This window comes from Litorilituus lipolyticus, assembly GCF_006439335.1.
Taxonomy (GTDB): domain Bacteria; phylum Pseudomonadota; class Gammaproteobacteria; order Enterobacterales; family Alteromonadaceae; genus Colwellia; species Colwellia lipolytica.
Genome location: NZ_SAWY01000003.1, coordinates 1 through 24,681, shown reverse-complemented (window position 1 = coordinate 24,681; position 24,681 = coordinate 1). Strand labels below are relative to the sequence as shown.

22 protein-coding genes are annotated in these 24,681 nt (G+C 37.5%); 13 read left to right on the top strand and 9 right to left on the bottom strand.

Annotated elements, in window-relative coordinates; all coding sequences use genetic code 11:
• Position 1: 1 nt before the first annotated feature.
• The 3 genes from EPA86_RS01590 to EPA86_RS01580 form a co-directional block, all read right to left on the bottom strand.
• Complete coding sequence (locus EPA86_RS01590; protein ID WP_140601226.1) at positions 2–769, bottom strand: outer membrane protein OmpK; 768 nt, start codon at positions 767–769, stop codon at positions 2–4.
• Between the two features lie 5 nt (positions 770–774).
• Positions 775–2,067, bottom strand: a complete 1,293-nt coding sequence (locus EPA86_RS01585; protein WP_140601224.1) for an NCS2 family permease — start codon at positions 2,065–2,067, stop codon at positions 775–777.
• A 61-nt stretch (positions 2,068–2,128) separates the two neighbouring features.
• Positions 2,129–3,001 (bottom strand): DMT family transporter, encoded by an 873-nt coding sequence (locus tag EPA86_RS01580; protein WP_140601222.1) that lies wholly within the window; start codon positions 2,999–3,001, stop codon positions 2,129–2,131.
• Between the two features lie 289 nt (positions 3,002–3,290).
• Between EPA86_RS01580 and modA the strand changes: the two genes are divergently transcribed.
• From modA to modC, 3 genes are all read left to right on the top strand, one after another.
• On the top strand, positions 3,291–4,046 hold the full coding sequence (modA, locus tag EPA86_RS01575; protein WP_140601220.1) for a molybdate ABC transporter substrate-binding protein: 756 nt from the start codon (positions 3,291–3,293) through the stop codon (positions 4,044–4,046).
• A gap of 55 nt (positions 4,047–4,101) precedes the next feature.
• Positions 4,102–4,794: a molybdate ABC transporter permease subunit gene (gene modB, locus EPA86_RS01570; RefSeq protein ID WP_140601218.1), complete on the top strand. Its 693-nt coding sequence runs from the start codon at positions 4,102–4,104 to the stop codon at positions 4,792–4,794.
• 92 nt (positions 4,795–4,886) lie between these two features.
• Positions 4,887–5,969: a molybdenum ABC transporter ATP-binding protein gene (gene modC, locus EPA86_RS01565; protein WP_140601216.1), complete on the top strand. Its 1,083-nt coding sequence runs from the start codon at positions 4,887–4,889 to the stop codon at positions 5,967–5,969.
• A gap of 100 nt (positions 5,970–6,069) precedes the next feature.
• Here the strand turns inward: modC and EPA86_RS01560 are convergent, their stop codons facing one another.
• The 5 genes from EPA86_RS01560 to nagB form a co-directional block, all read right to left on the bottom strand.
• On the bottom strand, positions 6,070–6,780 hold the full coding sequence (locus EPA86_RS01560) for an ABC transporter permease (RefSeq protein ID WP_140601214.1): 711 nt from the start codon (positions 6,778–6,780) through the stop codon (positions 6,070–6,072).
• A gap of 129 nt (positions 6,781–6,909) precedes the next feature.
• A complete protein-coding gene (locus tag EPA86_RS01555) occupies positions 6,910–7,371 on the bottom strand; it encodes a four-helix bundle copper-binding protein (RefSeq protein WP_140601212.1) in 462 nt (153 codons plus the stop codon).
• A 198-nt stretch (positions 7,372–7,569) separates the two neighbouring features.
• The gene (locus EPA86_RS01550) at positions 7,570–12,345 is read right to left on the bottom strand and encodes a collagenase (protein ID WP_211664887.1); all 4,776 of its coding nucleotides are present in this window, start codon (positions 12,343–12,345) and stop codon (positions 7,570–7,572) included.
• Positions 12,346–12,745: 400 nt separating this feature from the next.
• A complete protein-coding gene (locus EPA86_RS01545) occupies positions 12,746–13,192 on the bottom strand; it encodes a hypothetical protein (protein ID WP_140601210.1) in 447 nt (148 codons plus the stop codon).
• 315 nt (positions 13,193–13,507) lie between these two features.
• Positions 13,508–14,314 (bottom strand): glucosamine-6-phosphate deaminase, encoded by an 807-nt coding sequence (gene nagB / locus EPA86_RS01540; RefSeq protein ID WP_140601208.1) that lies wholly within the window; start codon positions 14,312–14,314, stop codon positions 13,508–13,510.
• A 347-nt stretch (positions 14,315–14,661) separates the two neighbouring features.
• Between nagB and EPA86_RS01535 the strand changes: the two genes are divergently transcribed.
• From EPA86_RS01535 to EPA86_RS01505, 7 genes are all read left to right on the top strand, one after another.
• Positions 14,662–16,119, top strand: a complete 1,458-nt coding sequence (locus tag EPA86_RS01535) for an HDOD domain-containing protein (protein ID WP_140601206.1) — start codon at positions 14,662–14,664, stop codon at positions 16,117–16,119.
• A 94-nt stretch (positions 16,120–16,213) separates the two neighbouring features.
• Positions 16,214–16,717: a YcxB family protein gene (locus tag EPA86_RS01530; RefSeq protein ID WP_140601204.1), complete on the top strand. Its 504-nt coding sequence runs from the start codon at positions 16,214–16,216 to the stop codon at positions 16,715–16,717.
• 8 nt (positions 16,718–16,725) lie between these two features.
• Entirely contained in the window at positions 16,726–17,592 is an 867-nt protein-coding gene (locus EPA86_RS01525) for a sulfite exporter TauE/SafE family protein (protein WP_140601202.1), read from the top strand.
• A 115-nt stretch (positions 17,593–17,707) separates the two neighbouring features.
• A complete protein-coding gene (locus tag EPA86_RS01520; protein WP_140601200.1) occupies positions 17,708–18,706 on the top strand; it encodes an extracellular solute-binding protein in 999 nt (332 codons plus the stop codon).
• Between the two features lie 56 nt (positions 18,707–18,762).
• The gene (locus EPA86_RS01515; protein ID WP_246058199.1) at positions 18,763–20,328 is read left to right on the top strand and encodes an ABC transporter permease; all 1,566 of its coding nucleotides are present in this window, start codon (positions 18,763–18,765) and stop codon (positions 20,326–20,328) included.
• Positions 20,328–21,407, top strand: coding sequence for an ABC transporter ATP-binding protein (locus EPA86_RS01510; protein WP_140601196.1), 1,080 nt, complete (start codon positions 20,328–20,330; stop codon positions 21,405–21,407). Before EPA86_RS01515 ends, EPA86_RS01510 begins: the two co-directional genes overlap by 1 nt.
• Positions 21,408–21,642: 235 nt before the next feature.
• Entirely contained in the window at positions 21,643–22,389 is a 747-nt protein-coding gene (locus EPA86_RS01505) for a response regulator transcription factor (RefSeq protein WP_140601194.1), read from the top strand.
• 10 nt (positions 22,390–22,399) lie between these two features.
• On the opposite strand, the gene EPA86_RS01500 is transcribed toward EPA86_RS01505, so the two are convergent.
• Entirely contained in the window at positions 22,400–22,936 is a 537-nt protein-coding gene (locus EPA86_RS01500; protein WP_140601192.1) for a hypothetical protein, read from the bottom strand.
• Between the two features lie 287 nt (positions 22,937–23,223).
• On the opposite strand from EPA86_RS01500, the gene EPA86_RS01495 reads away from it, so the two are divergent.
• The 3 genes from EPA86_RS01495 (at position 23,224) to EPA86_RS18165 (ending at position 24,582) form a co-directional block, all read left to right on the top strand.
• Complete coding sequence (locus EPA86_RS01495; protein ID WP_140601190.1) at positions 23,224–23,952, top strand: 1-acylglycerol-3-phosphate O-acyltransferase; 729 nt, start codon at positions 23,224–23,226, stop codon at positions 23,950–23,952.
• Positions 23,953–23,971: 19 nt separating this feature from the next.
• Positions 23,972–24,319: a ribonuclease E inhibitor RraB gene (gene rraB, locus EPA86_RS01490; protein WP_140601188.1), complete on the top strand. Its 348-nt coding sequence runs from the start codon at positions 23,972–23,974 to the stop codon at positions 24,317–24,319.
• Between the two features lie 92 nt (positions 24,320–24,411).
• Positions 24,412–24,582, top strand: a complete 171-nt coding sequence (locus EPA86_RS18165) for a hypothetical protein (RefSeq protein ID WP_170309534.1) — start codon at positions 24,412–24,414, stop codon at positions 24,580–24,582.
• Positions 24,583–24,681: the final 99 nt, after the last annotated feature.

Genomic DNA, 24,681 nt, shown 5'->3' with positions numbered 1-24,681 from the left:
TCTATAAATGTGCTTTAATTAAAAAGCTCACGGTGCTTTCATCATCAAGCCCAGCAATTCCAAACTTATTACGCCAGAAGCTATACTCAATACCCACTTCTAGTTTTTTGGGGTTACCAAAATAATTACCGACATCAAGCTTAAGTTGTGGGTTAAAGTGAAAATCAGCTTCATGATCGTCAGCTGATGTTGACCAATCTATGTATCCATCAAACATAATATGGTGCTTACCAAACTCCATGGGATAGCCCCACGATACGGTGAGCTGTTGATCGTTGTCTATTTTTTCATTGTTGGCGTAATAAAGGTTTGTGTTAAAGAAGCCCTTATCAAATAAATTCCATGAGGCACCAATACCGTATAGATAATTATCAAAGCCAAAACCGAAGTCACCAGAGGTGCCACTAGAGTACTCATAGGTACCAGCAATAAATACGTCTTTAATAATCCCAAACGATACGTCATTTCCTGTGAGGTAACTTAAACTTAATCTTGGTGAAAACTCACTGTAAGTTTCTTTATGCTTTGGGTTGTTATTGTCAGCTTTTCCATTGATTCTATCAACGAAGAAAAATACATCGCCCCAGTTATGTCCAGAGACATGCTCAAAAGTGAACACGTTAATATCGTCATTGGTAAGCACTTCAAAATCTTGTAAATTTTTTAAATATGATAAACTGTTGTCACTCCAATATGTTTCAGCATTGGCTGTTGTTATAGAGCATAAAAGAGTAAGTGATAATAGCTTTGTACAATTTTTATTAATCATTATATTTATCCATAAAAAGCAAATTTGCCGATAAACAATAAGGCAAGAATGACCACGCTAATATTTAAGGTTTTTACCTTGCCACTAAATAAGCGTACTGCAACATAGCTAATAAAGCCAAAAGCAATACCATGAGCAATTGAAAAAGTTAATGGCATAGTGATACAAATAATGGCTACAGGTACAGCATCGAGTAAGTCGTCCCAATCAATATTGACTAAACCTGACATCATTAACACAGCTACGTAAAATAAAGGCCCAGCAGTTGCGTAAGCCGGTACCATAGCTGCTAGTGGTGAAAATAAAATCGCTAATAAGAATAATGAGCCAACCACCACGGCAGTTAACCCCGTACGACCACCAGCAGCAACACCAGCAGTGCTTTCAACATAACTTGTTGTTGTTGATGTACCTAGCATACTGCCAGCAACCGTGGCAGTAGAGTCTGCTAGTAGGGCTTTACCTAGGCGTGGAAATGAACCGTCTTTAGCCAGTAATTTACCGCGTTGTGCTACAGCGATAAGCGTTCCTGAAGTATCAAATAAATCAACAAATAAGAAGGCAAAAATAACACTTAACATACCTACTTCAAGTGCGCCTGCAATATCTAACTGCATAAAGGTTGGCATTACTGAAGGTGGCATAGAAACAATGCCTTGATATTCAACCTTACCGAGTAAAAGTGCCAATAACGTAATAATGATAATAGAAAGCATGACTGAACCATTGATACCTTTACTAGCAAGGCCAACAATAACGAACAAGCCAATAGCCGCTAAGATAGGTTCTATTGCGGTTATATCACCTAAAGTAACTAAAGTTGCTGGGCTATCAACAACAATGCCGGCATTTTTAAGCGCTATTAGCGCTAAAAATAAGCCAATGCCTGCAGCTATGCCAGAGCGAAGTGCATGGGGAATGCTGTTGATTATCCATTCTCTGATGCTAAATAAACTTAGAAGAATAAAGACAATACCTGAAATAAATACCCCACCTAAGGCTACTTGCCAACTATAGCCCATATCAAGCACTACGGTATAAGTGAAAAAGGCGTTTAAGCCCATACCTGGCGCTAATGCAATAGGATAATTAGCAATGAACCCCATAATAAAACAACCAATGGCAGCGGCAATACAGGTTGCGACAAAAACCGCACCGTGATCCATGCCAGCATCTGCTAGCATGGCGGGATTAACAAATATAATGTAAGCCATAGTTAAGAAGGTGGTAACACCTGCTATAACTTCTTGCTTTACTGTTGTTTTATGTGAAGTTAATTGGAAAAACTTATCTAACATAAGAGGCTCTTGTTGCTGGAGTAAATGGTGAAAAATTGCGTGGATTATAACATGGCTATTTTTAGCTCAGTAGCGATTTTCGGGTTTTCTTTTGGCTGATATATACCCCAATGAAAACTAATAAAATACATCCCCATTGATGCACTGTTAGACTCTCGCCTAAAATTATGGCTGATAATAATAACGTGAAAATGGGGATTAAATTGGTAAATGCCGCTGCTGTAAGCACAGAAACTTTAGTGATGGCATAGTTATACATGCCATAGGCACCTATTGTGACAAAAGCACCTAAGTAAAAAATGCCAATAAGGGCAGTAATATCATGAACCGGGGGAATTTCAATAAAGAGTAAAAAGGGAGCAAAAAATATTGAGCCTGCTAGGCCTTGCAGAGCAATCAATGACAGCGGTGAATAACGTTGTGATAAATGTTTAACACTCACGGCGTAATAAGCCGCGCAGACCATGGCTAAAAACTCTAGAAAATTCCCAAGAGCAGGGTTTGGTGCTTGACTTGAGGTTTCAGATACTAAGGTTAATAACACGCCACCACCAATACAGAAACTAAAACCAATGGCTATTCGTTTAGTGACTTTTTCTTTTAACATTAAATATGCAACGATGGCGACCAATAAAGGAAAACATGAGACTAAGACACCTGCTTGGGAAGCTGAGGTGTACTTCATTGCATTGCCTTCAAACAAGTAGTATAAGCATGGCTCAGCGATAGACATACTGAGTAAGTATTTCCAGTCACCCTGTTGGTAAGTAAACTTCTTCACCCAACGCCATAAAGTGATACAAAGAATAAGTGTGATCAGCATTCTAAAGAAAATAACAAAAGATGGATCGTATATATTGATTGCATATTTTAGTGCGATAAATGAGCTACCCCACAAAAAGGTGGCAATGATCAAGGCAATACTAGCAGGCATGGCTTTCACTAAATTAGATAAGGGAATTAAAGTGGCGCAGGGTAAAGGTTAGAGTGAGTTTTATCAAGGGTACTTACCTTATAAAAATATCATTTGGTCTAAACTGTCTTTGAAATACACTGAACTAGAATAAGTATAGGGGAATTTTAGCGAAAGTTAACTTATTCAAACTTGTACTGTTTATATTGATAACCTAGTATAGAGCGATAATTTTACCGTGCCGTATTAGTGCTTAATTATTATATAGCTACTGTGTACTTTTTATATTTTCATTTACTAGATGTCTATTATGCGTAGTTTAGTCGCAATTATTTTTACCTTACTGTTTTTACCCGTTAGAGCCGAGCAAATTAATATTGCTGTTGCTTCGAACTTTATTATGCCGATGAAAAAAATCGTAAAAGTTTTTGAAAAAAAGAGCGGTCATAAAGTGGTTATGTCTTTTGGATCTTCGGGTAAGTTTTTTGCACAAATTAGCCATGGCGCACCTTACCATATCTTCTTCTCAGCAGATCAAGTAAAAATTACGGCTTTGGAAAAAGCTAACTTAACCGTAAAAAATAGTCGCTTTACTTATGCAATTGGTGCGCTGGTTTTGTGGTCTCCCACAGAGGATTATTTTGTGGATGGCGCTGCCTTTTTAGCTGAAGGACATTTTAATAAACTTGCTATGGCAAATCCTAAGTTAGCGCCATATGGTAGAGCAGCTCAAGAAGTATTAGCGAATATATCTTTGAGTGAGCAAGTTAGAACAAAACAAGTCATTGCTGAAAATATTGCCCAAGCATTTCAATTTGCCAAAACAGGTAATGCTGAAATAGGGTTTGTTGCTTTATCGCAAGTAATGAACAATGGTGTGATTTCATCAGGTTCAAGCTGGGTAATTCCCCATTCATACTATCAGCCAATAAAACAAGATGCAGCAATACTAAAACGAGCTAAAAATAATCAAGTATCTCAAGATTTTATTGCTTTTATGCGTTCGACAGAAGTTAAAAACATCATGACGTCGTTTGGTTATACTACTTCTCATTATGAGCATTAAGTGATGAAATCTTGGTCTATTTATCGAGTGTGTACAAACGTTGGAATATGGTAATATGAGCTTTTCTCAAGCTGACATGGCAGCAATTTGGTTAACAATTAAACTGGCGAGTACTGTTACCTTGTTGTTGTTGATAATAGGAACACCTATTGCGTGGTGGCTAGCAAGAACAAGCTCTCGTTGGAAAGGGCCTATTGCCGCAGTAGTGGCTTTACCTTTAGTTTTACCTCCAACGGTCATTGGTTTTTATTTATTAATTGCAATGGGCCCCAATGGTGCGGTTGGACAATTTACTCAAAGCTTGGGCTTAGGTACTTTACCTTTTACCTTTTGGGGCTTAGTTATTGCATCAATCTTTTATTCGATGCCATTTGTCATTCAACCTATTCAAAATGCAATAGAATCCTTGGGAGATAGACCTTTAGAGGTTGCTGCTACGTTAAGAGCAGGGCCATGGGATACGTTTTTTAATGTTGTTTTGCCTCTAGCCAAGCCTGGTTTTATAACTGCAGCAATTTTAGGCTTTGCTCATACCGTAGGGGAGTTTGGTGTGGTATTAATGATTGGTGGAAATATCCCAGGTGAAACTCAAGTGGTTTCAGTACAAATTTATGAGCATGTCGAGGCCATGGAATATGGGCAGGCACATGCATTATCTGCATTGATGATTTTGTTTTCATTTATCGTATTACTGGCTTTATATGGCTTTCAGCGAAAGGGAAAAGTTCATGCTTTGTCTGTTAAGTAACTATGCCATTAAGGTTAAAATGCCTGTTAAATCGTCATGGTGCTATAAAGAGAGTGAAATAATATTCAAATCTATCAGGAACACCAAGTAACATGATCAAAGCCTGTTTTAAAGTCGCTTATCGTTCATCTGTAAAAAGTGATTTTTCACTAGACGTAAAAATTGATATACCCAGCAAAGGGGTAACGGCTATTTTTGGTCATTCTGGCTCAGGTAAGACTACGCTACTTAGATGTATTGCTGGCTTAGAGGATTCAGTACATGGGCACTTGGAGGTTTCTGGGCAAGTTTGGCAAAATGATAACTACTGTTTGAAAACCTATAAACGGCCAATAGGCTACGTGTTTCAAGAAGCTAGTTTGTTTGATCATTTATCAGCTCATGAAAACTTATTATTCGCCATGAAGCGAGCTGAACACACTGTCAGTCAAGATAACTTCGATAGAATCATCTCAGTTTTGGGGATTAAATCACAACTTACACGTTACCCTAATGAGCTTTCTGGTGGTGAGCGTCAACGTGTAGCGATCGCTAGGGCTTTATTGGTTCAACCAAAAATTTTATTAATGGATGAGCCACTCGCTTCATTAGATACGGCGAGAAAAAGAGAGATACTGCCATACCTTGAACGCTTACATGAGAATTTCGATATTCCAATATTGTATGTTAGTCATTCTTTAGATGAGGTTGCACGTCTTGCCGATCATGTTGTGGTATTAGAGGCAGGGAAAGTAAAGGCTCAGGGAGAGTTAACGCAAGTTTTTTCAACATTGGAATATAGTAGCTATTTTGAGCAAGGTACTGGGGTTATTATTAAAGCTGCCGTTTTGGAAAAAGATCGACAATGGCACTTGATGAAAGTTGGTTTTACGGGCGGTGAGTTATGGCTGAGTGATAATGATGAGAAGATTAGTGAAGAAGTCAGAGTGCGTATATTAGCAAAAGATGTGAGCTTAGCACTATCAAATCATGAAGACTCCAGTATTGCTAATCGTCTTGCAGGTAAAGTAGAGGATATTATTCAAGAAGAAAACTCTCCAATCGCTTTAGTACGTTTGAAAGTAGGAGATGAATTTATTATTGCTCGTCTCACAGGGAAGTCTTTAGCAAACTTAGGATTAAAGGAAGGTATGCGCTGTTGGGCTCAAATAAAATCAGTCGCTATCGTCCATTAATTAGTTAACCTCAGTTCGGGATAACAACTTGCTTTCTAGCAGTCTATTTTCCTTACTACAGCGTTAAATTAGTTTGCCTTGCCATCTATGGATGAAGGACTTAGTTATCGTTTTTAGCAAGATATTGTTTACAAGCTAACAGTAAAAAAATAGCAGATGAGATGCCCGCACCACCGGTGATCATGCACATCACAACAATTTGATACCTCACCGCGACAAGAGGTGATACACCAGAAAAGATTTGTCCTGTCATCATGCCTGGCAAGGTTACTAAACCCACAGCCAGCAAAGTATTAAATAAAGGAATTAGCCCTGCTTTAAATGCCTGTTCTCTTGCCTTAATAACTGAAGCTGAGTGAGATAATTCCGTGCTAAATCGTTCAGCTGTAATACTGACAGTATTCATTGCACTAGCGAAAATCATGCCTGCAAGCGGGATGATGGTATCAGCTTTGTACCAAGGGTTTGTTTCTAATACAAATAGAATAATGAATGCTAGTGTTAAACCGCTACCAAGTGTGATTGCGATAAATGTTTGGAAGAATGTTGAGGTATTTTTATCGCTAATGGGTCTTAAGGCAATGGAACTTGCAACGATCAACATAAAAGTTAATAGCAGTAAAATTATTAGCGGTGTTTCAACGGCGAAAATCCAATTTAATGCATATCCTATGGCTAATAACTGAATAACCATACGCGCCATGGCAATAATTGAGTCAGTAATCTTCAAAGACCAATGAAACATAATCACGATAACCAATATCACTGGAATGAAAGAAATGGCTAGGTTACTGAGTGGGATTATATTCATTAGATAGTTTTCTCTAATAATCAGTCAATCTATTACACCGCTGATTATAAAAACAAACCGCTAAGTCACGAATTTGAACCATGAATCTAGCGGTTTGTACAGTGTACTATATTTGTGAATTTGATGATGTTAACTAAAAAGTTTTTTACATTCTTCGATACACTCTAGGCAAGATTGTTCACAAGCTTTACATTCTTTATGTTTAGTATGTTTACCACATTCATCAGCACATACCTGACAAACATCTATGACAATTTTTGCTAATGCATTTACTTGTGTTGATTGGTAGCTGGCCATTTTTGCTAAGGCACGACACATAATGATCATTTCATTTACGGTTTCAGCGCATTTTGCTAACGTAGTATCACCCATTTTAAACATTTGCATACAATGAGCGATACATTCATCCCCATGTTGAGCACATTCATTTGAAATAGCAATTAATGCTTTATTTAATTTACTCGGCATATGATGGTGGTGAGCATGGTTATTATTAGCCATGACTGGCGCTGCGGCGATAGCAGCTGTGCTTGCTACAATACCTTTTAATAAATTTCTACGTGCGTTTTGGTTCCCGGTGTCGATTGACATGCTTATTCCTTTTTGTTTTTTATAAGGTGGGTCTCGTCGATGAATGTTTCCATTCTCTCATACGAAGCACATTAATCAAGAGAGTTGCTTCTCATTAAAATAAAAAAAGCGGGTCAAATGACCCGCTAAAAGTTAGTTAAACATCTTTGTGTAAGGGAAGATACTTTTAACTAAATTACATTGTTATTATTGTAATAACTATTTCACATCGACTTGTACTGCGACGTCGTTGCCTGTGTTCTCTACTCCTATATAGAACCAACCTATTGGTGGGTTGTTAACAGTAATACTTTGTAAGGTTGTACCTGCTGTTGTTGACTTATGGGTATGCGTTGAAGCATTAGCCCATGTGTTACCAACATATAATTCGGCTTCACCTGTACCGTGCGCGGTATTAATATCAATACTTGTTACTGAATCGTCTAGGTATATGTAGTAACTATTACGACCGTTGTCTGTACATAGAGCATTACCAGATTCTATCGCCGTGTAGTCATTAGGGGCTAATGTGACACAGGCATTGGTAATATCAGTTACAGGCGGGTCAACTGGGTCAATAGGATCTACTGGCTCAGTAACATCTGGGTTGGTCAAACTTACAGCTAATGTCACATTGTCGTAGTTGCTATTAGTATTTAAGGTGATATACCTCCAACCTCTATTGGTTGTTACCTCTAACACGTGAGTAGTACCATTTGCCGAGCTAGCAGCTTGAGCGTTACTCGTTGTTGCCCAAGTATCAGCATTGAAGTAAATACCAACATCACCATTACCACCAGCTGTGCTAATGTATAGCTTAGTATTATCTTCCTCTACCCATACATAGTAAGAACCACGACCACCAGCAACACATTCGTTGTTATCTAATGTTAACTTGCCACCGGTAATAGTGGCTGCACCACAATCAGGAACCGTTACACCACCGCCATTATTTGGGTCGTTCGGGTAAGGGTCAGAGTTGTCACCCATGCCGTCATTATCTGAGTCAGCCCATTCTGTTGAATCGTTAGGGAAAACATCGCTGTTATCGCCATAACCATCGCCATCTGAATCGGTGGTCTCGCTAGCATCATTTGGGAAGGCATCTGCATTGTCACCGACACCGTCACCATCTGAATCAGTAGTTTCTGTTGCATCATTAGGGAAGGCATCAGCATTGTCGCCTACACCATCAGCATCAGAATCTTTAGTTTCAGTCGCATCTGTTGGGAATGCATCACTGTTATCCCCGGTGCCATCTGAATCCGTGTCAGCCCATTCAGTAGGATCATTTGGGAATGCATCGATTGAGTCAACATATCCATCGCCGTCAGAATCTACTTCACCAAATGGTGTTGGATCTGCATTGTCACCTATGCCGTCACCATCAGAGTCTTTTGTTTCTGTTGGATCGTTAGGGAATGCATCGCTGTTATCGCCTGTTCCATCTCCATCAGAATCTTTTGTTTCTGTTGAGTCGTTAGGGAAGGCATCGCTGTTATCGCCTGTGCCGTCACCGTCAGAATCGGTGGTTTCGCTTGCATCATTAGGAAATGCATCGCTATTATCACCTGTTCCATCTCCATCAGAGTCTGTTGTTTCAGATGCATCAGTTGGGAAAGCATCACTGTTATCACCCGTTCCGTCACCATCGGTATCTTTGGTTTCAGAAGGATCGTTAGGGAATGCGTCGCCATTATTACCTACACCGTCACCATCAGAGTCTGTGGTTTCACTAGCATCATTAGGGAATGCATCGCTATTATCGCCTGTTCCATCACCATCAGAATCTTTTGTTTCTGTTGGATCGTTCGGGAAAGCATCTTCGCTGTCGATAACACCATCACCATCACTATCTACTGGCTCTTGCGTTCCACCGCCAATATCATTGGTAATAATATAGTCGTTGCTAGTGTCTTCTTCAGTCATCACTGCAACACCTAAGCATTGGTTGTTTTCATCAGTAATGGCCGCTCGACGATTTCCAAACCATTTCCAGGTTGAAGTACTATCGTAAGTTTCACCTTTAGCTAAGGTAGTAAAGCCAAAGCTTTCACTTAATTCACCTGTTTCAGCATCAATGCGGTGTATGCGAACAGGATTATCACTATTGTTAACAAATGAGAAGTCAGCTTCAAATGGCCCTGTTAAATGTTTGGCCATTAAATCACAGCTGCCAATTGTATTCGCTGCAGGGATCATCTCTGGCTCTGCAGCGCTTGCGACAATCGCTTGGTCAACCGTGAAGTTAGCTACAGGGTTATTTAAAACACCCACACTTAAACAATTTAAGTTGCTGTCAGTCACCATTAAGCGACGGTCACCGTACCAAACATCATTCGTGTAACTAGCACCAGGTTTAAGCACACCGTAACCATGTGTAAATTCATTGGCACCGCTTGTGGTGATAATTGTACCTTTGGTGTTGTCTATTCTGAATAAGCGAACAGCAGTATCCGATGTGTTGGTAATGGTGAATTCATGTGATTCATCCATAATCAAATGAGGTTGAGCCAAAGCACAACTTCCCAGTTGATTTAAGGCGGGGATTTCTTCTGCTACAACATCCTTAACTAAGTCTGCTTCAATAGTAAAGGTATTACTATTTTCAGCCATAACCGCAACACCTAAACAGTTCATATTGTTATCAGATAACATCATGCGATCACCAACACTCCAAGAACTAGATGTATAGGTGTCACCTTGATTTAGGGTGTCATATTTATTGCCGAAATTTGTTTCGCCTGTTGTACTGTTTACCCAAAATAAAGATACCGGTGTATCTGTTGTATTGGTAAAAGTAAAGTCAGTTTTGTTAGCATCAATACGACGAACATATTGTTGCTCTAAGTCACAACTACCAATGGTATTTTGCTCAGGCATCGCAGCGGCGGCTGGTGCAACTGTTTCTGAATTTGCCAACATATAAGCTTCAAAACCATCTTCTGTTCGCTGTGCCACACCTTTTAGCGCTTCGACATAAGCATTATTATCGCCAGCTCGTAGTGCTGAGACTAAGGTATTGATTTCGCCTTTATGCTCTTCACCTAAGTAGCGCATAGCGAAATAACCCCATGGATATAAATTATCGTATTCATAACTCATGAACAATAAATTATATAATGGTGGAATGGTTTCACCTTTTAAGGTGTTAAACGTACGAGTGTGTTCAGTGCCCATGGCCATATATTCAGCCATACCTTCTGACCATGATACGTTGTAATCAAAGTCACCATATGAGCCAGCTTTAATAAAACGACCGTCTAAGTAGTGAACGTATTCGTGGCGTAGGTTATAAATTTGATCTTCGTACTGACATGAACCGCCTACCCATGAATCAGGACATTGCATGGCGATGAAACGTGCTTGGTTTCCGTCATTCTCAGGAGTACCTTCTAAGTACATACCTCCATTATCAGTACTAATCCCGAAAAACTCACCTGCATATTTTTCATAATCTTCAGGGCTTGCAAACGCGACCACTTCAATGTGAGTATTTTTGTCGCCAGACACAGGATTACCAGCAGTATTAAAGAAAGCGTGGAATTCTGTTGCTTGAAGTGCCATGTCAGCACAAGATTGATCTAAGGTTGCTTGGCTAATTGAGCTTTGTGCTCTTATGGTGATATTCGCTGAACAATCATGACTTACGGTAAGAATATCTTCTTCTTTTGGTGGAATAACACAGCTACCAAACAGAGCATCGCCTTCTTCACAGGCACGACCTGCACTTTCAAGGTAGTTTTTAGTGATGATTGTTTCCGTAGTTTCAACAGAAATAGTATTAATAACTTTGCCGCGTACTTCTAAAACTGTACTGTCAAATCGACCTTGTGCCTCTTCTGTGGCAATGGAAGAAATTTTACCCATGGCGTTAAAGCTGTGTGGCAAAATCCACTTGATGTCAGATTCAGCACTCCAGCGCGTATCAAGTGATGTTTCGCCTAAGAAAGCAAAAGATCGCAGCACAGAAAGCACATCGAGCATGTTGTCATTAAAAGCGGCTTTGGTTTCAGAATCACCATAGTATGATGCTGAGCCTAGAGCTAGGAGTATTGCCATGGTTGAATCACCGGCATTACTGATACCAAAAGGGTTACTCTGCAGTGAAAAGTATTGCAGCGTTGCTAATAAATGCGGTAAATGGTCTTTGTAATAAATTGCGCCTTCATAGCGCTCAAAGTTATTGAGCGCTTTAGCATAGCCTTCTTGAATAACAGTCCCTGCTGGTGAAATAAAGTCAGTCATCTGAGTTACTGCAAGTAAAGCAGTACTTAATGCAGAGGCTTCCGAGGCAGTCATTTGCTCTGCGTAATATTTATAAGAACCTAAAAAATATAATAATTGGTTTAAATCAGGATCTGTTAAATCATCAGCCTTAGCTAAGAAATGGATTGCTCTTGTGACATCAGTTATTGGATCATTGGCTGCACCAGCAATGTCTGCAAAGTCACTGTAACTTGCGGCTAATATTGTCGCGATTGTCGAGCCGTATTGAGCTTTTGAAGTAATACTCGCATCAGGTACTGAAACGCTTATGCTAGTAGGGTAAACAATGTAATCACCCATAGGTGGTGGTATATCACCGCCAGTTACAGTAACGATTAAACTAGTCTCTTGGATGTTTCCGTCAATCTTGAAATATCGATCTCCAGCGCGCGAGACAAAAGAAAGTGATTCTTCGTTAGTGCCAGCTGTTATGCTGCTAGCTTCAACAGTACCACTCCACCAATCTCCTTCGTAGAGCTTAATATCTGCATCTGTACCACTGAATGTCCCGCCTGATGTGGTGATAGTAACGTCACTATTGTCAAAGGGAATATTAACATATAAGTAATGGCCGTAATCAGTAATGCAATGGGTTTGGTTGGCAGGTACTTCTGTTTGTCGCTCTAAGGTTTTACTTCCGCACATTTGTGCTGCTTGGGAGGTGCTGATCTGCAATGAAAAGCAGATAGCGCTAGCTAACAACGTTTTCTTAGTTGATATTTTCATATTATTATTATACTCGTTAGGTACAAGTGATTAGGTGAATCGTCCGTGTTGCATTTTGAACATCTTATTTTTTTTATGGTTCAAACTGCCGCTAACCCGTACATCCGTCTCTTGTTGCGCATTGATGTCGCTATATGAGCCTATTTAGTTATATTATATTTTGTATACAGTTCCAAGGTGATAATAAATAAGAATTTTTTCGTACTTTCTGAGAAATGGTTAATATTTGGGGTAATTTGTATTTAAAACAGTAGATTAATATGGAAATATTTTTATAAATTTATTTTAGTTTTAAAAGAACAAATGCATGAGTTTCGAATAGGAATTAGTACTAACATCCATATCAGTACTGAGTTGAAAAGTGATAAAATAACTTAATATAAGTTGAGATTAACGCTTGTTAGCCAGCTGGCGGTTGATTTCTTGGAGTTTTCTTGGGGACCGGTTTGTTAGGTACTCCTGGAGGCTGAGATGCTGTGTTTATGTCATGACTATGCTCATGACCATGGGGACGCGCCTGACTTCTGGGGTCTTGATGATCTACAGCACTTTCTTCTTTACGGGCAGTGACAGTTTTACGGGGATCTGAAGAGTGCGATACTATCGTTACTTCATCATTACTCTCTGCAGAGATGTTATTATGTTGTGGTTGTGGAGCTGGTTTAGGCGCAGGAGGCGAATTATCAATAACTTTTTGGCTTGGCGCGGGTTTGCTTACAAGCGCATTAATAGCGATTTGTTCAGCAGCTTTGATTTCTGGCTCGGGGTTACTACTAAGTTGCTGAAAGGCAATGGCGCTAACGGCAATTGCTGCAACAATACCTATGGTCACTTTATTCTTATTCATTATTATTCTCCTGTGACAGTATGGGTTAGATAAAACAATACAATAAAGCTATTATCATGCGCGTATATTGTATACTTTGCTGATAACTTATCATGAAGGTGAGTTTAAATGCAATATGACTGCGTTTTAAGGGCGACTAAGTGATGATGAATTGCGTCAAGATATAAATGATTTGCTATGCCTACCTCATTTATATAGCTTTTTTATGTAAAAAACACAGTTAATTTCTTGGAAAGTTTTATGCTTTGGCTTAACTAACAGAGGTTTAGCTAAACCAAAGACAAATGTAATATATGATGCAAACTACAGTGACTTTTAGTAGTTATGGTATAAACCAAACTCTTCATTAATTTTGTTATTTTGTTTGTCAGCCCAGAGGTAATATTCCTTATCATCGAGTTGACTTGCCGCTGCTTTATCAAGTACTACGATGGCATTTTCATGCATTTGTAGCGCTGAAGCGGGGCACACAGCAGATAAAGCACCAGTAACCATATCCTTTACCGCTTTCGCTTTGTTTTCACCTGTTGCCATTAGCAACACATAGCGAGCATCAAGTATCGTTGCAATTCCCATGGTCATAGCCAGTGTTGGTTGAAATTCATCAGGGCTGAATAATCTACTATTATCAGACAACGTTTGTTGAGTTAGAGTTTTGATTCTTGTTCGCGATGCTAAACTTGATGTTGGCTCATTAAATCCAATATGGCCATTGGCTCCTATACCGAGTATTTGTAAGTCTATTCCACCTGCATTGTTGATCATTTCTTCATATCTTAAGCCTTGTTCTCTTGGGTTTTCACCTTGAGAGCAGGTAGGAAGAAAAGTTTTAGCTTTATTTATATCAACATGATTAAACAAGTTTTCGTTCATGAAGTGACGATAGCTTTGACTATTATCTTCATCAATGCCTAGATATTCATCTAAATTAAAGCTGGTGGTATTTTTAAAGCTAATTTCACCAGCTTGATATTTCAGTACTAATTGTTGATAAAGACTAATTGGCGTACTACCCGTTGCTAACCCTAAAACGGGGTTAGTTTTTTTAGTAATTAACTCAGCAACCCATTGGGCTGCATTATCTGCCACTTGTTGAGCGTCATCAAAAATTATAACTTGCATATATGTTCCTTTAAACTGATTGAGCTCGTACTGTTATTAACAAACAGCTCATTTTAAATTATAGATTAAATCTGAAATACTAAATAAAACCCAGTTATTAAATCACTTTACCAACAAATGACAGCGTTGTCATTTGTTGTCTTTAATTTTTTGATATTATTTTTAACTTCTAATGAGCCCATTCAAGTCTTTTAAATTTAAATTATTGAATTTTTATGATTTATTTCAGGTAATATTTACTAAATAGCGCTAGACTTTAAGTGAATTTGACAAGTACATGAATTAATTAAGTTACAAGGTGTTGAGTTACTGATTTTGTACAATTGAAGCTAAATGAAATAAGAAAAATGACAGCTAAAGATAAAAAAAACACTCAACAATGGGTGGAGTTAATTGCACACAGTGAACTTCCAGCCATTACTTCTACCGCTCAATTATTAGATAAATTCTCTAATGATGATAAATCGTCATTGCCTAAATTAAGTAAAGCAATTTTGCATGATCAAGCGCTGTCCTCATGCATATTGAAAATTGCCAATGGAATTCAACATCTTGGTGTAAATAAGGTGACAACAGTCTCTAGAGCGACTGTTGTGTTAGGTATTCAATCAGTAAAGAATATTTGTTTAACCGCTAAACTTGTCGATAGTTTACTGGCCAGTAAAAGCTTAGATATCCATGTTTATAATGAATTGTCGCAATCCATGGCGAACTCATTTTATGCAGGCATGTTGGCAAAAATGATGGTACCTGGCTACAGTGATGAACTTCAAGAAGAAGTTTATTTAGCGGCTATGCTTTATCGCATAGGTGAAACTGCCTTTTGGAGTGTAGGAGGAAGCGAAGCATCTAAGTTGGCAGCGCAAGAAAATTTACCGCCTAAAGAGTTTAATTTATATTGTCAAAATCACTTAGGTACAACTTTTATCGAGTTGAGTAAAGGGCTGGCTTCCACTTGGAATTTAAGTGATATTCTTGTGAAAGCATTGGATCAACCTGAAAACAGAACAGATGAAATTCGGATTATATATTTTGCTGATCAATTAAGCAGTATAATTGCATCACCCGGCGGTGATGAGGAAGCTTTCAACCATTTATTGCAGGAAATTGCCAGTATAATGGACATTTCTGTTCGTCAATTAAAAGCAAGAATTGAACATACTCGTGAATATGCATGTAAATTATTATCTTCATATGGTGCTGACATTCTTTCTGAAAGAATAAAGGATCTGCCTACGGGTAAAGAGTTTGCCTCAATACAAGCCTCATTACAGCAAACTACTACAGTTACCAAGGAAAAAGAGTTACTCAATGCATTTATGCAATTAACGCAGCTAATTGGTGTTAGTAAAGACTTTAATGAGTACTTGCAGTTAGCGTTAGTCGATATAAGTAAAGCTTTTATTTTTGAACGAAGTTCATTTTTAATGTTAGTCGATAATAAAACAGCTGTTAAATCTCGATTTGTCTACGATGAACAAGGTAATAAAGATTCATTTAAAGTGAAAATGAATTTAACCTTAAGTGATAATGTACTGGCAAAGGTCATTAACGAGAAACAACCTGCACTCATTAATGATATGAAACACGTGCACTGGCGTGAGCTTATAACTGCTGAGCTGGCAAAGTTTATGAATGATGGCTCAATGGCTTTAGCACCAGTCAAAATCTCAAATAAAGTTATTGGTATTATTTGCGGTCAATTCCTTGAAAAGGGTAAAACAGTTTCTAGCGAAGATTACCGTCAATTTTGTGCCTTAATTGAGCATTTAAATATGTGTCTTACCATGGTTATGATGAAATAACTTTCCTTGTTGTTGCTGCAATTATTGTTACTTTAGTATTATTGTTCTGATAATATGCCGCATTATTCTAATATCATTAAATATATGGGCTGTTATGGCTGACACGCATTCATTTACTTCTTCTTTTGTTTTAGATAAAGCGCACTTTACTGAGTGTTATACTCAATCTAGCACGGTTGAACATAACCGTAAGACATATTTTAAAGCGAATATATTAACCGTTTTTGGTTTATTTATTTTACTCTTTACGCCTGTTAATGGCTATGCTGCTTGGTTTGTAATTTCCCTTGGTTTACTTGAATCATTAAGTATTTATTATCACCAGCCTTGGTGGGTGTTTAGACAAATGCTAAGTAAAGCAGCGAATAGTGAAGTGACAATAACTATTGATGATGATGGCGTATTAACCGAATCGTTTTATGATAAGCGAAAAATACTTTGGTTAGATGTAAACCAAATAAAGGCAACAGAACTTGGCTATGTGATATTTTTCTCAGTTGGGAAAAATATCAGTCGAAGTTACCTTTCAAAAGCGACTTTATCAGCACAAGCTCAAACTTTGATCGAATCTCAAGCAGGTTTTGTTTCAGCGGATTAATTCACAATATGAATAACCGCACGTCGCTACTAGTTAACCCATTATTTATCTTTCTCTTTCTTTGTTGCTGGCTTGGACTTCTTATAAACTCGCCTTTTAGTTGTCAGCAACTGTATGACTATGTCTTATTTAGTTTGCTGGGTGTAGTTGGGGCAATCTTTGCCAATTCTACCGGTGCAGGTGGTGGGGTTATCTTTATCCCCATGTTTAACCAATTAAACTTTACTGAAGCTCAGTCTGTTGCGACAAGTTTTGCTATTCAATGCTTTGGTATGACTGCAGGAGCGATGACTTGGTATCACCATTATCATACAGAAAAAACTGATTTACGTTTATGGCAGGGCTTTAAACGCATAATTGCTTTAACGAGTATTACTTCAGTTTTAGCCATTAGTCTGGCCTTATATTTCTCATTGCCTTCGCCTGCGTCGTTAACAGTTAGCTTTAGTTGGTTTTCATTGTTACTTGGCCTGTTTATCATTGTTACTATCTTTTTCTTTAAAGGTGCAAGGGAAAGAAGTCAGCTGATGTGGTATGACTTTTTAGCTTTATTGCTTATTGGTTTTTTTGGGGGCGCAATTACCGCTTGGCTAAGTGTAGGTGTTGGTGAAATTGTTGCTATTTATTTGATTATACGTCGGTTTGATATAAATATGGCTGTTGCTTGTGCCGTGATTATTTCAGCAATTTCTGTGTGGTTTGCTGTATTTCACTTGCAAGGTAAAATCTATTGGCAAGTGGTGCTCTTTGCTGGTCCTGCTGCTGTACTGGGCGGAATATTTGCTAAAACAATTGTTACTCATTTATCAGCAACTAAATTAAAGCTTTTCTTTGCCTGTTGGTTGTTACTCAGTGGTGCTGTTGGTGTATTTTAGTGATGTTTATTTGATTTATATCAATAATGAGAATTATTCTCAAACAACTTGACACTGTGCGTAGCCCTTGTCACAATTTGCCTCCTTTTTTAACAATACTTTGTGGAAAAACTCAATGCTTAAATTTGCTCTTGTTGGCTTATTATTAGTCTCTAGCTTTTTGACTTCAGCATCAGAAGAAGTCAATGTATATTCTTATCGCCAGCCCTTTTTAGTTAAGCCATTGTTTGATCAATTTACTGAGCAAACAGGCATTAAGGTAAATGTTGTTTTTGCTAAAAAAGGTATGGCAGAGCGTTTAGCAAGAGAAGGTAAGTACAGTCCTGCTGATGTATTGTTAACTACAGATATTAGTCGGTTAGTTGAACTTAGAGATAAAAATTTAGTACAAATAGTAAATTCATCCGTTTTACAGGAAGCTATTCCTGCGCAATATCACGCAAATGATAATACTTGGTTTGCATTAACTACGCGTGTTCGAAATATTTATTCGGCTAAACGCCTTGGCAAAATTGATATTAACTATGAAGATTTAGCAGATGAGAAATATCGTGGTCGTGTTTGTACTCGTAGTGGGAAACACTCGTATACAGTAGGTTTAATTGCCTCGATGATTAGTGAACACGGTGAGGCATACACATTAGATTGGTTAAAGAAAGTTAAGCAAAACTTAGCGAGAAAACCTCAAGGAAACGATAGAGGTCAAGTTCAGGCTATTCATCAAAATTTGTGTGACATCTCTTTAGGTAATAGTTATTACTTTGGCAAAATGCTCAAAGATGAAAAACAGAAAGTATGGGCTGATGCCGTTTACATTAATTTCCCAAATCAAAATAACCGTGGTGCACACGTCAATATTTCAGGTGTTGCCATGGCAAAATATGCTCCAAATAAAGCAAATGCCAAAGCCTTAATGGAGTTTTTAGTGTCAGAGCCTGCACAGGCACTTTATGCTCAAACGAATATGGAATATCCTGTTCGTGAAGGCGTACCTGTATCAGACTTAGTCGCATCATGGGGTAAGTTCAAAGCTGATGATTTAGCGCTTGAAGAAATTGCAAAAAACCGTAAAGCTGCGCTGATATTGTTAGATAAAGCAAAATTTGATTTGTGATAGCACTGTTTAATCAAAGAAAATGGACATTTCTTAGTTACTTCATAGCACTGGTCATGATAATACCAGTGCTAATTATGCTAGTTGATGGTATTGATGCATCGACTCAGTTGTTTGGCCATTTATGGCAAACGGTACTTCCTAGTTATTTAAAGAACACCATCTTGCTTGGTGTTTTTGTCGTTTTGCTTTCGCTGTTTTTTGGCGTGAGTAGCGCAGTATTAATAAGCCAAACCAACATTCTATTTAAGCAACATCTTAGGTGGCTACTATTACTTCCATTAGCCATGCCAGCCTATTTAGTTGCTTACCTTTACACCGATTTATTTGATTATGCTGGCCCTGTTCAACGAACTTTAAGGGAGTGGTTTAATTGGCAAAGTCCTAATGATTATTGGTTTTTTGATATACGTACCTTGTTTGGTGCAGCCATAATGCTCTCTTTAGTATTATATCCTTACATATACATGCTAACGCGTGGTGCTTTTGAGCAACAAGATCAAAATTTAATGCGGGCGAGCAGGCTCTTGGGGCTTAACGTAAAACAAACACTTTTTAGAGTTGCTTTGCCGTTAGCAAGACCCGCAATTGCTGTATCAGCGAGCTTAGTCTTAATGGAAACTTTGGCAGATTTTGCAACTGTACAGTACTTTTCAGTAAATACTTTAACTACAGCTATTTATGATACTTGGTTAGGTTACGGAGACATGGCCGCAGCCAATGCGTTAGCAAGTGTTCTCATGTTATTAATTCTCTTTGTTATTGTATTAGAGCAGCGCGGTCGAGCAGGCTTACGCCACCAAAGTGCGAGACCTAATATGCAAAAAGATTTAATTCAATTATCAAGCATTCAACAGCTACTGGCTTCTATTTTTTGTTGGGCTCTAGTTATCCTAGGTTTTGCATTACCCTTTGCCCTGTTAATAGCAATGGCCATTGAATACAGTAATGTAGAGCAGCTTACAAGATTATTAGATACAGGGGTAAATAGCGTAAAAGTCTCGGTAATAGCGGCGACAGTTGCCGTAATTATTGCACTAGTGCTTGGCTTGTATCAAAGGCTTCATGGTCATAAATTTAGGCATGTTCCGCAACAAATTTCTGGTTTTGGTTATGCTATTCCTGGCACTGTGCTAGCAATGGCAATGTTATCAACCTTTGGTCCGTTTGATCATTGGTTGAATGATGTAGCTGAGTTTTTGGCATGGCAACAACCTGGGTTAATCTTATCAGGTACTATTTTTGCGATGATATTTGCTTTTGTGGTGCGCTTTTCAGCCATTGCCAATGGTACAATCGCAAGTGGCATTAAACAAATTCCTCAATCTCTAGATTATGCCCCGGCAACGTTAGGTATGGGATTAACTAAAACAATTACACGGGTGCATTTACCAATACTAAAACCTGCTGTTTTTGTCGCCTGGTTGTTGGTCTTTGTTGAGTCTATGAAAGAGCTGTCAGCAGTACTGTTGTTACGCCCATTTAATTTTGAAACATTGAGTAGCCAAATATACCAATTAATTTCTGATGAAATGTTAGAGCAGGGTGCATTAGGTGCCATTTTAATTGTATTATTTGGTTTACTCCCGATTATTCTACTGAACAGAAAAAGAGAACATTAATGACATCCTTGCTAGAAATAAATCAGCTTTCAGTGAAGTTACAAAGTAAGCTTATTTTACAGCAACTTGATCTTAATCTATCAGCAGGTGAAATTTTAGGTCTCGTTGGGGCAAGTGGTTGTGGTAAAACAACTTTACTCAATGCCATTGCTGGCTTTGCCAAACCGTGTGCAGGAAGTATTCAATTAGATAATCGACTAATAAGTGATAGTGAACAGTTTATACCTGCCCAAGATCGTCACGTAGGGATGATTTTTCAAGATTATGCGTTATTTCCACATTTATCAGTAAAGCAAAATATTGCTTTCGGTATTAGTGATTACTCATTATCTGAGCAAGAAGCACGTATTGATAGCTTATTGGCTTTGTTGAAGTTATCTGAGCACAAAGATAAGTATATTCATCAGCTTTCAGGTGGTCAGCAACAAAGGGTTGCTATAGCTCGTGCTTTGGCGCCACAACCTAAGCTATTATTGTTAGATGAACCTTTCTCAAATATTGATGCTCGATTACGAAATGAGCTGATGCTTGAAATTAGACAACTACTCAAGCAATTGAATATCACTGCCATTTTTGTCACCCATAATAAAGATGAAGTATTTACTTTTGCCGATAAAATGGCTGTTATGGCTCATGGAAAAATATTACAGTTAGATTCACCCACTGCGATTTGCCAACAGCCCAATAGTTGGCAAGTGGCTGATTTTCTCCAATTAGGCACATGGCTAAGTTGTGAGTTGAAAAAAAATGAATTAGACACGGCATTTGGTTTACTTACTTTAACGGATACTGAGTATGATTTAGTCAAGAAGAAGCAGCAATCTGTTGATGGGTCTAGTCAAAAACTTGTGATGTTAATTAAGCCACAGTATTTGGAAATTAACGAAGATAATCCTGCTAATGCTTGTGTTGAACATATTAGTGTCACAGAGCAGGGATATCACTATACTTTAGCGAGTTTATCACCAAACGATACTGCCAAAGATAAAGTGAGCTTTTATAGTCAACAGTTGTTAACGATTAAAGAAAAAATTGCTTTAAAAGTTAATCCTCACCCTATATTAGTGTATTCACAATAAAGTGTTCATGTTAATGCTCGTGTGATTTTTAAAACTGCTCTCAAGGGGTGAACCAAACGTTTAAGAGCAACTCTTCTCTATTTTTATATTTAAATATCAGACTATTACTAAGTGTTACAGAGACGTTACAAGCTATTACAATGTCTTTTAACACTTTGCCTTACTATTTAATTAGAAAGTTAACGATAGGTATCAATAGAGTAATTATTGGTCCTATCAAATAAGGAGAGTTGTTATGGTAGTAAATACTAATTTAGTTGACAATGAATACCAAAATCATACTTTGACCCATGTTTTCAATGAAAATAAAATCCTATTAATTGAGAATGGTTCTTACTTATTTAACCTAGTTAACAAAAACTTATTAGGCTTTGAGTTAGTTAACAGTAGTGTGACACCTTATTACAAGGATCTTATTCTTGAAGAATCGCCACAAATGATCATTATGGATTTAGATGCGATTGAAACAAGTCGATTAGCAACAATTAAAGAGCTACGTAGTTTTTATAGTGGACCATTGATTGTTCTTACAGTAAAAAGTGATGAAGAAGAGCAGCTACAAGCATTTCGTTTGGGTATAGATGACTATGTACAAAAACCTATATCTTCTACCATTTTTACTGCGAAGATCAATGCATTAACTCGACGTATTCAGGATAGTTTTATTTCTGATGATATGGTGCCATTAACGATAGGTGCTTTAACCATACAGCCAAAATCGCAACAATGTCTTGTTAATAACAACCGAGTTAAACTGAGTGGTTTTGAGTTTAATTTGCTTAAATTATTAATGCAAAATGTTGGTAATATTTTATCCCGAGATATGATTTATTCTCGTTTGCTAGGAAGAGAATACAATGGTGTTGAGCGAACGGTTGATGTGAGAATGTCTCAATTAAGGGAAAAACTGTCTATGAAAGGGTTAAGGAACTTAAATATAGAGACCGTATGGGGACAGGGTTATATGCTTAATGTTGAGTGATCAAGTTGTGTTAAAAAGAATAACTAGTGCTTATCAAAGCGATACTATTAATGGTATCGCTTTGATTTATTAGTTCACTAGAATTAGTTGGTACTGACTGTATAACCCCACCTGATAGCTGCCAAGATGCCGTTAATGAATAACTACCAATTAACCCTAAATGGTTACTTTTTTGCTGATGCTGTATGTGGGCAGAGATATTGTTTACAGGAACATCTGCATTAAGCTCATCTCGCTCAGAGAAGTTTGCTGTCATTTTGATATGTAATTGACTGCTGTTATGTAGCGTTAGTTCACCTATAAAAGAATAGTTATCAAGTGCATCTAAAGGAACAACAGAAGGGGTAGTGTTAATATTATTTAGATTTTGATATGTAGTTGCAAGTTCAACACTGCCAAACTTTACATTATTTTGTTGATTAAAAATTTTTTGTTCAATAAGCAGAGATTGGGCAATCAATGCTTTGTCATTATCGATCACTGAATAGTCGAGTGAAAGGGCAGAACTAGACAAGGCAATCAATAATATTGCAAGTAGTATTCTCATGTTATTCCCAAAATTATACTTAGTTTTATATTTATTTTGCCTAATTAACTATAGCTAAAAATTAAAGAATTATTGCTAAGGTGGGAATTTTTTTTCTAATTTAATTTATAAGTGAATATAAGATGAATTAATGTATTGAAAACTTACTCTATTTTAAAGTTTCATGTTAATAAATAAATTTATAACAGGGTTTAGGCAGTGAAAATAATGAATTGCTTTACCCTATTAAGGTATTTTTCTGTATACTCGCCTTTCAATGCGTGTTGTCAGGTCTTTTGGAGATTTTTTTGTTAGCATTAGTTCGTCTTATTCTTTTAGCGATTGCTATTGTACTTATTAGTATTGCGTTTTGCTGTTTTTGTCTATTCAGACCATTTCATCGTGACAATGTGCATTATGCAGCAATGACGTTGAGTAAATTAAGTCGACTTATTGGCTTAACGGTTGAAGTTAGAAAAGATGCTTATGATGAGAAAAATACACCTGTTGTATTTATTGCCAATCACCAAAACAATTATGATATTTTTACAATGAGCCACGCCGTACAAGCTGGTACGGTGAGTGTAGGGAAGAAAAGTTTGAAATGGATCCCCTTTTTTGGGCAAATGTATTGGCTAACAGGAAATATCTTAATTGATAGAAATAATAGCAGCAAAGCTATAAGTACTATAGGCATGACAGCTGATAAAATTAAGTCTAAAAAGTTATCAGTTTGGTTATTTCCAGAAGGAACTCGCAGCAATGGCCGAGGGCTTTTACCTTTTAAAACAGGTGCTTTTCGTACCGCAGCTCAAGCAAATGTGCCGTTAGTACCAGTGTGTGCGAGTAACCAACATAAAACAATCAATTTAAATCGTTGGGATAATGGGAAAGTCATAATTGAGTTTTTGCCTGCACAAATAATTGAAGAAGATAGCCGCGAAGGCTTACGTAAAAAAGCTGATGAAATGCATACATTAATGCAAAATAAAATTGAGCAATTAACGGAAGAAGCAAACGCTTTTAATCAACAGTAAATCGTATATAGGTATGAAAATGACAGAAGAGTTACAGCAATGGATGAATCATTGCGATAATTTAATTACTGAGTTACTTGAAGACGGTACCAATGATGAAGTTTATCATACTATTGAGCATCACTTCGCTAGTGCAAATTTTGAGTTATTAGAAAAAGCTGCAATTACAGCATTTAAGCTAGGGTTAGATGTTGAGGAGCCTGAAGAAGCTGAACTAGAAAATGGTGCTAGAGTATTTGCGTTTGATATTATTACCGAACAAATGTTAGATGTTGACTTGATTAAAGCCGAAACAAAGCGGATGTATGAGTTAGCGAAAGAATGCAACGTTGACTATGATGGTTGGGGCACTTATTTTGAAGAATAATTGCACTATAAAATAATTTACCTTACCATTAGGTTAAGTAATTTCTTACAGAAATATTCTAATTAGGTAATACAGTAAAAGGAATTTATACCATGGACTGGCTATTAAGTGCTTTATTGCAAGAACCTCTCGTTCTATTTGTTTCTATTTCCATCATCGTAATTATTTTTATTTTTATTGCTAGAAATGCACATAAAAATCATTTGAAACGTATGAAAGAGATTGATGAGTCTTTTAATCCCAGAGAAACATTTCATCGATAATATTTACTCTTGTGTTGTCCTGATATAGGTTGACACTTTTTTTCTAAAACGCCTGATGAATTTCATCAGGCGTTTTGTATTTTAAGGCCATATGAGGCC